Source organism: Gordonia otitidis (assembly GCF_020735545.1).
Classification (GTDB): Bacteria; Actinomycetota; Actinomycetes; order Mycobacteriales; family Mycobacteriaceae; genus Gordonia; species Gordonia otitidis.
Window position 1 is genome coordinate 2,049,541 of sequence record NZ_CP085974.1, and the last position, 14,735, is coordinate 2,064,275.

Annotated in this window: 13 protein-coding genes and 2 tRNA genes; 4 read left to right on the forward strand and 11 right to left on the reverse strand. The window is 65.0% G+C overall.

All coding sequences use genetic code 11. From position 1 onward, the window contains the following. Positions 1-56 precede the first annotated feature (56 nt). Positions 57-551 (forward strand): PH domain-containing protein, encoded by a 495-nt coding sequence (locus tag LK459_RS09265; protein ID WP_227922943.1) that lies wholly within the window; start codon positions 57-59, stop codon positions 549-551. Positions 552-695: 144 nt separating this feature from the next. On the opposite strand, the gene LK459_RS09270 is transcribed toward LK459_RS09265, so the two are convergent. Continuing rightward, entirely contained in the window at positions 696-1,334 is a 639-nt protein-coding gene (locus LK459_RS09270; RefSeq protein WP_322590819.1) for a rhomboid family intramembrane serine protease, read from the reverse strand. 266 nt (positions 1,335-1,600) lie between these two features. Then, positions 1,601-2,131 carry a peptidylprolyl isomerase gene (locus LK459_RS09275; protein ID WP_007241281.1) on the reverse strand — a complete coding sequence of 177 codons (531 nt, stop codon included), beginning with the start codon at positions 2,129-2,131 and terminating at the stop codon, positions 1,601-1,603. A 68-nt stretch (positions 2,132-2,199) separates the two neighbouring features. On the opposite strand from LK459_RS09275, the gene LK459_RS09280 reads away from it, so the two are divergent. From LK459_RS09280 to LK459_RS09290, 3 genes are all read left to right on the forward strand, one after another. Then, complete coding sequence (locus tag LK459_RS09280) at positions 2,200-2,376, forward strand: hypothetical protein (RefSeq protein ID WP_227922945.1); 177 nt, start codon at positions 2,200-2,202, stop codon at positions 2,374-2,376. A 1,134-nt stretch (positions 2,377-3,510) separates the two neighbouring features. Then, a complete protein-coding gene (locus tag LK459_RS09285; RefSeq protein WP_227922946.1) occupies positions 3,511-3,723 on the forward strand; it encodes a DUF4190 domain-containing protein in 213 nt (70 codons plus the stop codon). Between the two features lie 182 nt (positions 3,724-3,905). Then, the gene (locus tag LK459_RS09290; protein WP_227922947.1) at positions 3,906-4,697 is read left to right on the forward strand and encodes a cutinase family protein; all 792 of its coding nucleotides are present in this window, start codon (positions 3,906-3,908) and stop codon (positions 4,695-4,697) included. On the opposite strand, the gene LK459_RS09295 is transcribed toward LK459_RS09290, so the two are convergent. The 9 genes from LK459_RS09295 to gnd all read right to left on the reverse strand — a co-directional run bounded on the left by LK459_RS09295 (position 4,694) and on the right by gnd (position 14,700). Continuing rightward, positions 4,694-5,119, reverse strand: a complete 426-nt coding sequence (locus LK459_RS09295; protein WP_007241285.1) for a DUF1622 domain-containing protein — start codon at positions 5,117-5,119, stop codon at positions 4,694-4,696. The genes LK459_RS09290 and LK459_RS09295 overlap by 4 nt on opposite strands. A gap of 224 nt (positions 5,120-5,343) precedes the next feature. Next, positions 5,344-5,416: transfer RNA gene (locus LK459_RS09300), tRNA-Ala, on the reverse strand. A gap of 60 nt (positions 5,417-5,476) precedes the next feature. Continuing rightward, positions 5,477-5,550, reverse strand: a tRNA-Ile gene (locus tag LK459_RS09305). A gap of 110 nt (positions 5,551-5,660) precedes the next feature. Next, complete coding sequence (locus tag LK459_RS09310) at positions 5,661-6,665, reverse strand: DUF3566 domain-containing protein (protein WP_227922948.1); 1,005 nt, start codon at positions 6,663-6,665, stop codon at positions 5,661-5,663. A gap of 188 nt (positions 6,666-6,853) precedes the next feature. Continuing rightward, on the reverse strand, positions 6,854-9,340 hold the full coding sequence (gyrA, locus tag LK459_RS09315) for a DNA gyrase subunit A (protein ID WP_227922949.1): 2,487 nt from the start codon (positions 9,338-9,340) through the stop codon (positions 6,854-6,856). 62 nt (positions 9,341-9,402) lie between these two features. Further along, positions 9,403-11,445, reverse strand: a complete 2,043-nt coding sequence (gene gyrB / locus LK459_RS09320) for a DNA topoisomerase (ATP-hydrolyzing) subunit B (RefSeq protein WP_227922950.1) — start codon at positions 11,443-11,445, stop codon at positions 9,403-9,405. Between the two features lie 450 nt (positions 11,446-11,895). Beyond that, positions 11,896-12,543, reverse strand: a complete 648-nt coding sequence (locus LK459_RS09325; protein WP_227922951.1) for a DUF721 family protein — start codon at positions 12,541-12,543, stop codon at positions 11,896-11,898. Continuing rightward, positions 12,540-13,736, reverse strand: a complete 1,197-nt coding sequence (gene recF, locus LK459_RS09330; protein ID WP_227922952.1) for a DNA replication/repair protein RecF — start codon at positions 13,734-13,736, stop codon at positions 12,540-12,542. Before recF ends, LK459_RS09325 begins: the two co-directional genes overlap by 4 nt. A gap of 13 nt (positions 13,737-13,749) precedes the next feature. After that, positions 13,750-14,700: a phosphogluconate dehydrogenase (NAD(+)-dependent, decarboxylating) gene (gene gnd, locus LK459_RS09335; protein WP_227922953.1), complete on the reverse strand. Its 951-nt coding sequence runs from the start codon at positions 14,698-14,700 to the stop codon at positions 13,750-13,752. Between the last annotated feature and the right edge of the window lie 35 nt (positions 14,701-14,735).

The window sequence follows — 14,735 nt, forward strand, 5'->3', positions numbered from 1 at the left end:
CTCGTCGCGCATGCCAATGACATGTGTGTAATTCATCCCCACTGTGAGTAACTCCTGTGGATAACCATGCCGACTTGTCCACAGGTGAATGGTCGACGCCCCGCTCGGCCGCTGCGGCCCTGGTGGTAGGTGGGGCGCTGCTCGTGGTCCTGGGTGTGGTCGCGGCGTCGGATCCCGCCGGAATGGTGCTGATGTGCCTCGCGGGCATCCTGCTTCTCGGGTTCGGCGCCTATGCCTGGACGATCCGGCCACGACTGTCGGTGAGCGCGGGGCCGATCCTGCACATCAGAACCCTCTCCGGCACTCGGCACTGCGCGCCTGCGCAGATCGAGCAGATCAAGGTGCTCGACATTCGACGCATCGGCCGACGCAGCGGGCAGCTCGAGATCGACGTGATCCCCGACGACGGCCCGCCCCACGACCCAGACGACCCGGCTCTCCGACTCGACACCAAGCTGTATGTGTTCGGCCGATGGGATCTCGGCGCAACACCCTCATCGGTGGCCGAGCAGCTCCGTCGAGCCGGATTCGACGTCGACGACGCGCGCTGAGCGCCTGCTTTCATCTTCACGTCGCTCGGCGTGAACAAGTGAATTACATGTGTGTAATTCATCCCCACTGTGAATAACCCCTGTGGACAACTGCGGTCCACAGGGGTTTTCGATGAAAAAGTACGCGTCTCAGCGAGGTCGGCGTCAGACCAATCCCGACACCGAGCTGCCGGCAGCCACACCGAGCCCGATGGCGATGACGAGCAGAACCACGAGGGCGATCCAACCAACGCGCGACGCGTTCTGTTGGGTGCGCGATTCCCGGCTCAGCACAACGCCCGGGAGATAGATGATCGCTGCGGTTGCTGCGGCACCGAAGACGAGTCCGCCGACGTGGGCTGCGAGGGAGATTCCCGGCATGGTCACCGAGAACACCAGATTGATGACGATGATCGTGATGACCCCGGTCGGTGAGACCTTAGCCTTGAGCACCACCACGAGCACTGCGCCCATGAGCCCGTAGATGGCTCCCGACGCTCCCGCGCTGCGGACGTTGGCGGCTTCGAAGAGCATCACCGCGGCGCTTCCACCGAACAATGCGATGAAGTAGACCATCAGGTATCGGCCCAGGCCGAGAGCGGCTTCGAGATCGCGTCCCAGAATGTAGAGCGAGATCATGTTGAGCGCGATGTGAGCGACGGTGAAGTGCAGGAAACCCGCGGTGAGCAGCCGCCAGTACTCACCGTCGGCGACGTAGGCACGGACCAGATCCCCGTGCTGGAACAGCGGAGCGAGGCCGGCGTCGAACGACTTCGCCTGGATCACGCACAGTGCGAAGATCACGACGTTGACCGCGATCAGTGCGTACGTACCGATCGGTGATCTGCGAGCGACCGCAGGCGAAGAGATCGTCTGCGCGCCGACAGCCGCCGGCGCCGCGCGCTGTGTGCCGTCACCACGGCGGCACTCGACGCAGTGCTGCCCGACCGCGGCAGGTTCGAGACACTCCGGACACGCCGACCGCCCGCACCTGCTGCAGGAGAGCAGGGTCGGGCGGTCGGGGTGCCGGTAGCAGACCTGGGTGGTGTGCGCCGGTTGCTGCGGTGCGTTCAGTTGATCTCGATCTTCTCGATGACGACCGGCTCGAGCGGTCGATCGGCGCGGTCGGTGGCGGTCGTCGCGATCGCGTCGACGACCTGCTGCGACTTCGGATCGGTGACCTCACCGAAGATCGTGTGGCGACGGTTCAGGTGCGGCGTCGGACCGACGGTGATGAAGAACTGCGAGCCGTTGGTCCCCGGCCCGGCGTTGGCCATCGCGAGGAGGTACGGGCGGTCGAAGGACAGTTCCGGATGGAACTCGTCCTCGAAGCGGTACCCGGGGCCACCGCGGCCGGTACCCGTCGGATCGCCACCCTGGATCATGAATCCCTCGATGACGCGGTGGAACACCGAACCGTCGAAGAACGGTCCCGAGTTGCCCCCGGATGCGTTGGGCTCGGAGTAGTCCTTGCTGCCGTCGGCGAGGCCGGTGAAGTTGGCAACGGTCTTGGGTGCGTGATTTCCGAACAGGTCGACAACGATGTCACCGCGGTTGGTGTGGATGGTCGCGGTCTGCGTTTCAATACTCACGCCCTCCATACAACCACCTCAGCAGCGGCAGGTGTCAGAAGTGGCATCCGCCCGCAGCGAACTGGCACGCTGTGCACATGCAGAAGAAGCAGGTGCTTGCCGTCGCGGGGGGACTCGTGCTGCTCTCGGCCGTGGTGGCCGTCGTTCTCGTCGTGGTGCGGCGTAGCCGTCAGGAGCCGCCGCCCATCTCGGCGACGGTCCCCCGGATCGACGAACTGCCCACGACGATCAGCGTGGATTCCGACGCCGGATAAGCCGCAGTCGAGTCGCTGTTGTCGACGGTCCGTGCGGTCACACGACACCGGTGCAGGTAATTTGGACCCGTGAACTCCGACGACACCCGAGCCGACGACGCCGACAGCGAGTCCGGCGCGCATCGAGCGTCAGGGTGGTCTGCTCCCGCGTCGGGCGACGATGCGCAGGCCGCTGACAAGCCGTCACAGCCGGAATCCGCGCTGCCGCCACGGCCGGCACCTCCGACAGACACCCCACAGCGTGACTCGGCGGGACGAGACACTGCCGCACGTGAATCGGGGCCTCAGCGTGATGTGGCGCCTGCTTCGCCGGCCCCCTGGGAGCGTGCCACCGGCCCGTCGAGCACAGCTGGATGGAGCGCGACCCCGGACAAAGCAGGTGCCGACACGTCGACGCCTCGCCCCACCAGCGGTGGACCGTCCCGGCCGACACAGGAGGGGCGACCGTCGCAGGGCCCCCGCCCGCCACACGGTGACCAACCCTCGCAAGCCGATCGTCCACTGCCGCCGAATGCGGGGCCTCGACCGGGTTGGCAGGTCGGGCCGCCGTCGCAGCGGCAGCCCTCGCGAGGCCCCCACACCGGCCCCCGACAGCCGGCAGGCAAGGGACAGCCACCGGGTACCGGACGGGCCGCGGGTCCTGCGCAGGCGTACGGCGCAGGACAGCCATCGAACAGGCCGGGCACATCGGGTCCCGGTGGTCCTCCCCGGCGCCCCGGCGCCCCGCTACCCCCGCCGCCGGGCATGAGAGGCCCGAACACCGCCGCTCCGGCAGGGCTCCCGCCGCGCTCGGGTGACCGCACCAGCGCACCAGGCCGGCCTGTCGGCCCGCCTGGGCCACACTCTCCGGTGGGGCGGAACCCGTCGGCAAACACAGACAACCCGACCGAAAAGCGTTCTGAAACAAACGATTACGGCCAGTCTGGACAGAAGTTGTTCGTGCCGCCCAGGCGCCCCGAGCCGTCGAACGATTCCGTCCGTGGTGGGCAGCAAGCTGCACGAGCGGAATCCGCGACCCAGGCATACTCGGCCGTGAAAGAACCGTCGAACCGGCAGACCATCGGTTCTCGTGTCGAAGACCAGGAGGAGCCCGTGGCCCCGCCTCGGACCGCAGGATCAACGTCGTCGCCGACGATGAATCGCACAGCGATCTGGGCTTTCGTGTTGTCGCTGCTGGGTATCACGTCGCCCGTCGGGATCTACCTCGGATACAAGTCGCGCGACGAGATCGAGAAAACTCGACAGTACGGCGCACCGTTCGCGACAGTCGCCATTCGCCTCGGCTGGGCCTGGATCGCGGTCGCGGTGGTCGCGGTGCTGGTGTATCTGTTCATCTTCGTGTTCTGACGGGCTGAACGAACGTCGAGGGTCTTCCGGTGAGCGGCGACGGCATCCTGCTCACGAGTTTGTGGTCTGATCTGCGCGCAGTCCCATCCGGAGCCGCACATCAGCCGAATACCGTGAGTACTCTCATCCACAGTCGGCTGTGCTCGACGTTTGCCGGCGAACGACCTCCGCAAAGGATCTCCATGCCGAAGTTCGCTCTTCCCCGCGCACGTTCTGACCGACCAACCTCTCGGGACCACGGTGTTCCGACTGCTAGAACCCTGCGTGCCGCACGCCGGGTTGCAGTGCTCGCAGGGTCGTTGTTCGTCGCCGCAAGTGGGGCTCTTGTTGCCGCACCTCAGGCCGCCGCAGCTCCGTGCCCCGACGTCGAGGTGGTGTTCGCGCGCGGGACCGCCGAAACGGCACCCCCGGTCGGACTGACGGGTTTGTCGTTCGCGCAGGCGCTGCGCAGCCAACTACCGGGCAAGACGGTGTCGGTGTACGGAGTCGACTACCCGGCCAGCAATAACTTCAACAATCGCGTTGCCTTCGTACGCAACGTCGTCGACGGCATCACCGCGGCACAGGACCACATCAAGGCCACCGCGGCTCGCTGTCCGAACACCGGGATCGTGCTCGGTGGCTACTCGCAGGGCGCTGCCGTCGCCGCCTACGCGGCGAACAGTGGGATCGCAGTGCCCGCCCGCTACGCCGAGTACGCCTCCCAGGCTCCCAAGCCCATGCCCGAGTCGGTCGAGCCGCGCGTGAAGGCCGTCGTCTTGTTCGCGCCGCCGTCGGATCGCTGGATTCGCGACATCGGCGCACCCGAGATGAATGTCGGGCCGCGGTACCGACCGAAGACCGTCACGTACTGCATCCCCGGTGATGTCGTATGCGACGGTGCACCCGTCGGCCAACCGAACGCACTACATGTCCTCTATGGCGTGAATGGGATGAACGTCCAGGCTGCGCAGTACGCGGCCGCGCGACTCTAGTCGGTGCGCGTGCGTGACGCGGCCTGCGCGGCCGCGTCACGTGCCAGTTCTCGTCCTGCGACCGACGCGCCACTGGTCAGCAGTGCGCGTTTCCACGGAACCACGCCTTCGATCTCTATCTGAATCGACATCGACAGCACGGTCCGGATGAGCACGATGATCCCCAGGATCACCGCATCCTCTATGGACGGTTTGGAGGTGATCGTCCGGATCAGGTCGGCGGCGACGAGAACCTCGAGACCCAACAGGATCGCGGCACCAAGGGTGTTGCGCAGCGTCGAATACGCGATCTGGCCACCCTCGCCACGCCGTAGCGCTCGGACTGCGAGCACCAGCGACATGACGAACCCGACCACCATGGTCAGCGCGCCTATCGCCTCGAACCCCACGGCGACACCGTTGAACACGTCCTCGAAATGCATGCGATGAGAGTACGTGCTGACAGCCACTTCCCGGCTCGATGTCGACGACGCTGTCCTCTGCCGTGTGACCGCCGTGACGAACGACGCTGCTACACGGGCACGGGGCGGTGAAACGACGGCTGCGGATGCGCGGATCCGGTCGAGATCGCGCTCTCGGAGAAGTCCGGGGCGCCAAGCCTGCATTGCGCTCGGCGATCAACGGGGACATTTCTGGAATTGAACTGTGGAGCCTAGGAGATTCGAACTCCTGACATCTGCCTTGCAAAGGCAGCGCTCTACCAACTGAGCTAAGGCCCCGTGCCGAGATCACCCGGCGTGGGTTGCGAAAAAGGGCTGAAGCAAGTCAACCACTCGCAGTGGGCCTAGGAGGACTTGAACCTCCGACCTCTTCGTTATCAGCGAAGCGCTCTAACCGCCTGAGCTATAGGCCCGTGAACCGAGGATTGAGGTTACCCGACGAGGTCACCAACAACCAAAACGGCTGGTCAGAGCGGTTGCTTGGAACGCGACCACGCTAGGACGGCGACCGGCGAAACGTGAGCTAATCCAGGTCGGCGAGAGTCACCTCGGCGCCGCCGACGAGGTCGGCGCAGAGGTTGTAGATGTAGGCGCCGACCGTGGCGAGGGCTGTCAGCAGAATCGCGTTGATCGCGCCGAGCAGCACCGCGTAACCGAAGATCGTGCCCGCCCCGATGATGTCGCCTTCGCTCGACGACCCGTCCGCGGTCACCAGTGTGCCGAACGAGCTGTTGATCTGATCCCACACACCCATGCCGTCGAGGATCAGGTACAGCACGGCCACGGCGATCATCCAGACGAAGAAACCGACGATCGAGAGCACCGCGCTTATCTTGAATGTGGCCCACGGGTCGATACGACGGACCTGGACCGCGGCACGCAGTGCTGTTGCCGGACCGACCTGCGCCGGCGCCGACCGTGGGGCCGGCGCTGCGACAGCCTCGGCGGGCTGGCGGACCTCCGCGGTGTGGTGGATCTCGTCGAGGTCGGGCAGTTGATCGTCCTCGGAGGGATCCCGCACGATCGTCCGCGTCGGAGACTCGACGAATCCGGTGCGAGCGCCCGTGCCGGAGTCCCCGGGGCGATTCGGCGCCGACGGCCGAGGCGTGTTGCCCAGCTTCGTGACCGGGGCCTGACCCGACGCGGGATCGGAGCTCACCTGGCCACGCGGCGGTCCGCTGCGTCCGTTGGGCCCCTGCGCAGGGCCACTCGACTGCCCGTTGACCGGCGCTGCACCTGACCCGGCGACCGGATTGCCGCCCTGGGGCTTACCCGCCTGCGGGGGTACTCCGCCGCGCTGCCACGGCGGAACCAGACCGCGCTGCGTGGGACCTCCGACCGGGCCATGATCCTTCGACGGCATGGACGGATGAGCGACGGGTTCTGTCTTCGGGGATCCCGACAACTGCGCGCCCGAAGAACCCGGACCCGACGACCGCGCCGCCCCACCGGGATTACCGGAGTCAGTGGGCCCCGCGGGCCGGCCGGTCGTCGACGTCTTGTCGTCCGGGTCGTTCGGTGTGCTCACTCGTATTCCTCACTCCATTACGCGTGCACTTCCAACCAACTGCACTTCGCTGACCACACCGCGCTGTCGAACACAGCGGGGTCACCGAGCACAACGAGGCTGGCGTTGCACACCACACTAACGGGTGAACCGCGCTCGTCGGCTGAACCTCTCACCGCGGAGTTGCAACGTCACGCCGCGGTGAGCCGTTACTCCGAGCTGTCGATTTCGGGTTCGTCCGCATTACGTGCAATGGCGATGACCGTGGTGCCCTCGTCGAGGTTCATCAGACGGACGCCCTTGGTCTGTCGCCCTGCCTTGCGCACCTGCTTGGCCGCTGTGCGGATGACACCACCACCGGAGGTGATCGCGTACAGCTCCGAATCGTCGTCGACGATGATCGCGCCGATGAGCTCGCCGCGCCTGCGGTCGTGCTGAATGGTCAGCACTCCCTTGCCGCCACGGCCCTGGACCGGGTAGTCGTCCATCGGCGTGCGCTTGGCGTAGCCGCCGGACGTCGCGACCAACAAGTACGTGCCCTCGCGCACGACGTTCAGCGAGAGCAGTTCGTCATCGCCGTTGAAGCGCATGCCCTGGACGCCGGAGGTCTGACGACCCATCGGTCGCAGTGTCTCGTCGTCGGCGTGGAACCGGATGGACTGCCCCTTCTGGGACACCAGCAGCAGATCGTCGTCGGAGCTGCACAACTGTGCACCGACCAACTCGTCCTCGCCACGCAGGTTGATCGCCGCGATACCGCCGGAACGATTGGAGTCGAAGTCCTCGAGCTTGGACTTCTTCACCAGGCCGTTGCGGGTCGCGAGCACCAGATACGGCGCATCCTGATAGGTCTTGAGCTGGATGACCTGTGCAATGCGCTCCTCCGGCTGGAAAGCCAGCAGGTTGGCGACGTGCTGACCGCGGGCGGTGCGGTTGGCCTCGGGCAACTCATAGGCCTTTGCCCGATAGACGCGGCCCTTCGTGGTGAAGAACAGGATCCAGTCGTGCGTGGAGCTGACGAAGAAGTGCTTGACGATGTCGTCTTGTTTGAGTCCGGCGCCCTGCACACCCTTGCCGCCGCGTCGCTGACTGCGATACAGGTCGGTCTTGGTGCGCTTGGCGTACCCGGTCTCGGTGATGGTGACGACGACGTCTTCGCGAGCGATCAGATCCTCGTCGGTGACGTCCCCGTCGGCGGCGATGATCTTGGTGCGACGCTCGTCGCCGAACTTCTCGACGACGACCTTCAACTCGTCGCGCACGATCGCGCGCTGACGCTCGGGCTTCTCGAGGATGTCCTTGAGGTCGGCGATCTCGAGCTCGATCTCGGCCAACTCGTCGATGATCTTCTGTCGCTCGAGGGCAGACAATCGACGCAGCTGCATTGCGAGGATGGCGTCGGCCTGGATCTCGTCGATCTCGAGGAGCCCGATCAGGCCCTGTCGCGCCTCGTCGGTGTTCGCCGACGCACGGATGAGTGCGATGACCTCATCAAGGGCGTCAAGGGCTTTCACCAGTCCGCGCAGAATGTGGGCGCGCTCCTCGGCCTTGCGCAACCGGTACCGGGTCCGACGCACGATGACGTCGATCTGGTGCGCCACATACAGCCGGATCATCTGGTCGAGTCGCAACGTGCGCGGCACGCCGTCGACGATGGACAGCATGTTGGCGCCGAAGCTCGTCTGCAGTTGGCTGTGCTTGTAGAGGTTGTTCAGCACGACCTTGGCGACGGCGTCACGGCGAAGCGTGACAACGATGCGCATGCCGTCGCGGTCCGACGACTGGTCCTCGATTCGACTGATTCCCTTGAGTTTTCCCTCGTTGACCTGTTCGGCGATCGACGCGATCAGGTTGTCGGGGTTGACCTGGTAGGGCAGCTCGGTGACGACGAGGGTTGTGGTGCCCTTGTTCTCCTCGATGTCGACGACACTGCGCATACGGATGCTGCCGCGACCTGTCATATAGGCGTCGCGGATACCCTGACTGCCGACAATCAGTGCGGCCGTGGGGAAATCGGGTCCCTTGATGGCCTCCATACACGCTGCGAGGGTCGTCTCCTCGTCGGCCTCGGGATTCTCCAGCGCCCAGAACACTGCGTCGGCAACCTCGTTGAGGTTGTGCGGCGGAATGTTGGTGGCCATACCGACGGCGATACCGCCGGACCCGTTGATCAGCAGGTTTGGAATGCGCGCAGGAAGAACCGTGGGCTCGTTGGTCTTGCCGTCATAGTTCGGCGTGAAATCGACTGTCTCCTCGTCGATGTCGCGCAGCATCTCCATCGCGAGCGGTGTGAGGCGGGCCTCCGTGTACCGCATGGCTGCGGCGCCGTCGTTACCGCGGGAACCGAAGTTGCCCTGGCCGTCGATGAGTGGATAGCGCATCGACCACGGCTGTGCGAGGCGCACCAGGGCGTCGTAGATAGCGCTGTCACCGTGCGGATGGTAGTTACCCATCGTCTCCGCAACGGGTTTCGCCGACTTCACGTATCCACGGTCGGGGCGGAAGCCGGCGTCGTAGGACGCGTAGAGCAGCCGGCGGTGGACGGGCTTGAGCCCGTCACGCACCTCGGGTAGTGCGCGACCGACGATCACGCTCATCGCATAGTCGATGTAGCTGTTCTGCATCTCCTGGCCGAGATCGACCGGCTCGATGCGATCGCCCGCTCCCCCGCTCGGCGGGAGTGTGGTGTCAGTCATCTGTCATCCTTTTCGAATCTATGGGTAGACGTCGCGCGTCCCTCACTCACGTGAGAGATGCGTCAGACGTCAAGGAAGCGAACGTCTTTCGCGTTGCGGGCGATGAAGCTGCGGCGCGCGGCCACGTCCTCGCCCATCAGCACGGAGAAGAGTTCGTCCGCGGCAGCTGCGTCGTCGAGGGTGACCTGTCGGAGCACGCGCACAGCGGGATCCATGGTGGTTTCCCAGAGTTCCTTCGCGTTCATCTCACCGAGACCCTTGTACCGCTGGATGCCGTCGTCGGTGTTGATCTTCCAACCCTTTTCCTTGCCTGCCTCGAGCAGACCGTCACGCTCACGGTCGGAGTATGCGAACTCCGGCTCGCGCTTCTGCCACTTCAGCTTGTACAGCGGGGGCTGCGCCAAGTAGACGTGCCCGTTCTCGATGAGGGGCTTCATGAAGCGGAACAGCAGGGTCAGCAGCAACGTCGAGATGTGCTGACCGTCGACGTCGGCGTCGGCCATGAGCACGATCTTGTGATACCGGAGCTTGGCGAGGTCGAACTCGTCGTGGATACCGGTACCGAAAGCCGTGATGATCGACTGCACCTCGGTGTTCTTCAGAACACGGTCGATGCGAGCCTTCTCGACGTTGATGATCTTTCCGCGGATCGGCAGGATCGCCTGGTACATCGAGTCGCGGCCGGACTTGGCCGAGCCGCCTGCGGAGTCGCCCTCCACGATGTAGACCTCACACTTGGTGGGATCGTTGCTGCGGCAGTCGGCGAGCTTGCCGGGAAGGCCACCGATATCTGTCGCGGTCTTGCGACGCACCAGCTCTCGCGCCTTGCGGGCAGCCATACGCGCCTGGGCGGAGTCGACGGCCTTCTTCACGATGATCTTGGCTTCGGCCGGATTCGCTTCGAACCAGTGTCCGAGGTGCTCGTTGCACGTCCGCTGCACGAAACTCTTCACCTCGGTGTTGCCGAGTTTGGTCTTGGTCTGTCCCTCGAACTGGGGGTCGGCGACCTTCACCGAGATGACAGCTGCGAGACCCTCGCGGATGTCGTCGCCGGTCAGCTTGCCGTCCTTCTCCTTGAGGAGCTTCTTGTCGAGCGCGTACTTGTTGACCGTCGACGTCAGCGCGGCGCGGAAACCTTCTTCGTGAGTACCGCCCTCATGCGTGTTGATCGTGTTCGCGAAGGTGTGGACGGACTCCGAGTATCCGGAGTTCCACTGCATCGCGATCTCGACCTCGTGTCCGGGACCCTTCGCGGTGAACCCGATCACCGACTGGTGGATCGGGGTCTTGGTGCGGTTGAGGTGCTTGATGTAGTCGACGAGACCGTCCGGGTAATGATAAGTCCTGGTCCGCGGCTTGCTGACGGCCGGAGCGGAGGTCTCCTCCTCGGCGGTCTTGGGCTTCTCGGCCGTATCCTCGTCACCCTCGACGACAGCATCTGCGGCTGCGGTCTGGGGTCGACGATCGGTGAGCGTGATGGTGAGGCCCTTGTTGAGGAAGGCCATCTCCTGCAGACGTCGCGCCACGGTCTCGGCGCTGTACGTCGTCGTCTCGAAGATCTCGGGATCGGCCCAGAAGCGCACCGTGGTCCCGGTCTTGCGGGTGGCGTCGCCCTTGATCAGCGGGCCGGGCTTCGCGTAGTTGTACGTCTGTTCCCAGTGGTAGCCGCCGTAGTTGATCTCCAACTCGACCTTGGTCGACAAGGCGTTGACCACCGAGATGCCGACGCCATGCAGACCGCCGGACACCGCATATGCGTCGGAGTCGAACTTGCCACCGGCGTGCAACTGGGTCATGACGACCTCGACGGTGGGCACGCCCGTCGCGTGCATGCTGGTCGGGATTCCACGACCGTCGTCGATCACCTCGACGCCGCCGTCCTCGAGGAGCGTCACGTCGACCTTGCTGGCATAACCCGCCATGGCCTCGTCGACCGAGTTGTCGACGACCTCCCAGATCAGATGGTGGAGGCCCCGCTCACCCGTGGAGCCGATGTACATGCCGGGCCTCTTGCGGACTGCTTCGAGACCTTCGAGGATGCTGATCGACTCGGCACCGTATTCGCCCGGCTTCTTCCGGCTCTTCTTGTCATTCGTGTCGGCCACGGGGTGCGTCCGCTCCTCTTCTGCTCTCGGCTGCGCTGGTCACGACGCGTGTGCGCTGTACTCAGCCTCAGGGCTGGCTATAACCTGATGCGCTCACACAGTTGTGCGCTGCCTCGGTCACGGCTGGGGTTCCAGTCGGTCACGGTCGGCAGGGGGTCGAGACCAGGCGGCGACCAACGAGCACACGACGAGAACGGGGCCTTCGCCCGCTCCGATGTGTGACCGCCGGCCACGGCCGCTGATCTCCCCTGCCGGGACAACTCTCCTCAGTGTACTGCCTCAATCACCCAGGAAGCACCATCTGGGGCCGCTAACGCGCGCTCAGATCGATTTTTTCCACATCTTGCGCGATCGGCGGTGGTCTGAGGATAAAACTCGGCTCACAGGGGCACCGGACCAGATTTGTCGGTGGCGTCGACCATGATGTCGACTCGACCACCCGGACGAGCATCACCCGTATGTGTCGCGGGGGCCTCGGCCCGGCACGTGTCGGCGGCCTTTCTGCCACGAGGGAGCCTTGGGTCCCGAGATCCGGAGCGACGTCACGACGCCGTCGCCGACGGCCGCCGCGATCTTCGCGAGGATCTGTCGTTGCACGTAGCGAAGCTGAGTCGCCCATGCGGTCGACTCAGCCTGCACATGAAGTACTTTGTCGCGCAAAGCTTCTGGTTGGGCGTGCGCAGCGATGTCGGGTCCGACGATCTGCAGCCACTGCCCGAACAAGGTGCCCTCCGCGATCTGAGGCTCCCATCCGCGGTCCCGGGCGAGACTGCCGACGAGCCGTCCGAAGGGTTGCGGGTCGCGTGAGTCCGGGCCCGCTCCCGACCAGCGACGCCGACTCGACGATCCTCGAGGCCGCCGGACGGGCGAGGCCCTTCCGTGACCGACGGACTTGCCAGCCGCACGCGCAGAAGCCCGTGCCTCCTCGAGCGCGCGCCGCGCGCGCTCGTAGCCGCTGGATGACTCGGCCGGCACGCCGGCGGTCGGCGAACCGCTGTTGTGCTGGTCACGCCCGATGTATTCGCTTCCGGCCCGGTCATATCGGTCTGAGTCCCTGTCGGGCTCTCCCGTGTTCTGCGCTCCGACGGGGTTCGTCATGAGTCCATGCTCTCAGTCACGTCGGACATCAATTCGGAATGGCGTGTGCCGTCCGGCTCGTCGACCACGTCCACGCCTATCCGTCTGCCGCCGATTCCGTCGGGGATGTCCTCTGCGACAGCTGCGGTGATGAGCAATTGTTCGGCGCCGGCAGTGAACTCCACGAGTTTCCGACGTCGCGCGGCGTCGAGTTCGGCAAAGACGTCGTCGAGCATGATAACCGGTTCGATGCCCTCGGCGCGGACCAGTTCGACCGACCCGAGTCGTAGTGCCAGGGCCAGCGACCACGACTCGCCGTGCGAGGCGAAACCCTTCGCCGTTTCCGAACCGAGCACGATGTCGATGTCGTCTCGATGCGGCCCGACCAGACTCACACCCCGTTCGATCTCTTTCGTGCGGGTCTCGGACAATCGCTCGAGCAGCTGCGTCGCCATCGCCCGGGCATCGGGTTCGACATCGAGTGGTGGAACCATGTCGGGTCCTGCCGACGATCGGTAACGCAACGCTGCCGGTCGGGAGTGAGGGGCGATCGAGGCATAGGACTGTGTGAAGTGGGGTTCGAGTTCACGCAGTACCTCGACACGGGCAGCAGTCACCTGTCCACCGAGGTCGGCGAGCTGGCCGTCCCAGACGTCAAGGGTGCTGACCACCGACTCGGCGTCGGATCCGCCGCGACGCAGCGAGGCACCGGCTGTCTTCAACAGCGCCGAGCGCTGTCTGAGCACACGGTCGTAATCCGAACGTGCTGCAGCCCAACGTGGTCCGCGTTGGGCGACGAGTTCGTCGACGAATCGACGTCTATCACCCGGATCACCGCGGATGAGCAACAGATCTTCCGGGGCGAAAAGGACGGTTCGCAGCACGCCGAGAATCTCGCGAGGACGTCGACAGGGGGATCCGTTGAGCCAGGCCCTGTTCGATCCCTCGGTGGCGATCTGCAGACTGACACTCAACTCGCGCCCGGAATTCTCCACCGTTGCACCGATCGACGCCGAGCTCGCACCCGAACGCACAAGGGGCGCATCCGAACTCACCCGATGCGACCGTAACGTGGCCACGTAGAAGAGAGCTTCGAGGAGATTGGTCTTACCGAAACCGTTACGTCCGGTGAAGATCGTCGGTTCCGGACCAAGCGTCAGATCAGCCGAGGGCCACGACCGGTAGTCACGCAGATGCAGTTCACGAACAAACACAAGAGAGCCGAAATCAGTTGGGCGGCGAGGTTTTCGACTGATCCGACACGGGTGATCCGGTTTCGCCGACATTCTTGCCCGCCGTGTTGTGCATGGCGTGGCCCCCGAACTGGTTACGCAGTGCCGACACGGCTTTCAGCGCGGGTGAGCCGCCCTTCTCCCTCGACGCGAAACGGGCGAACAACGCCGCAGAGATCACATTTGCCGGGACCGCGTGCCGAATCGCTTCCTCCACCGTCCACCGTCCTTCGCCGGAATCCGGTGTGTAATCGGAGATCTCGGTGAGCCCTGGGTCTTCCTTGAGCGCTCGAACCAACAGGTCGAGCAGCCACGACCGGATGACGGTGCCGTGAGTCCACGCTTGCATCGTGCCTTCGACATCCGTGATGAGCGGCTCGGCACTGAGCAACGCGTACCCCTCGCCGTAGGCGTGCATCAGTCCGTATTCGATGCCGTTGTGCACCATCTTCGCGTAATGCCCTGCCCCGACGGGCCCTGCGTGGACGAAACCGTCGGCACGTTCGCCTTCCGGTCGCAATGCATCGAAGATCGGCATCAGACGATCGATGTCGGCGTCGGATCCGCCGGCCATGAGACCGTAGCCGTTCTCCAGCCCCCACACACCGCCGGACACACCGCAATCGACGTAGCCGATTCCCTTCTCGCCCAGGGTTTTCGCGTGCGGAGCGTCGTCGGTGAACCGCGAGTTGCCGCCGTCGACAACCACATCGCCCACGGCGAGAAGACCGGCGAGCTCCGCGACGCACTGCTGAGTGGGTTCGCCGGAGGGCACCATGATCCAGACGGCGCGCGGCGCGTCGAGTGCGGAGACCATGTCGGCCATCGACGCGACGTCAGACACCTCCGGTCGCGGGTCGTAGCCGACGACCGTATGACCCCCACGTTCGATCCTTGTGCGCATGTTCGCGCCCATCTTGCCGAGGCCGATCAGTCCGAGCTGCATGGCTTCCCTTCGCTTGTGTGCGTGAAAGATCAGTG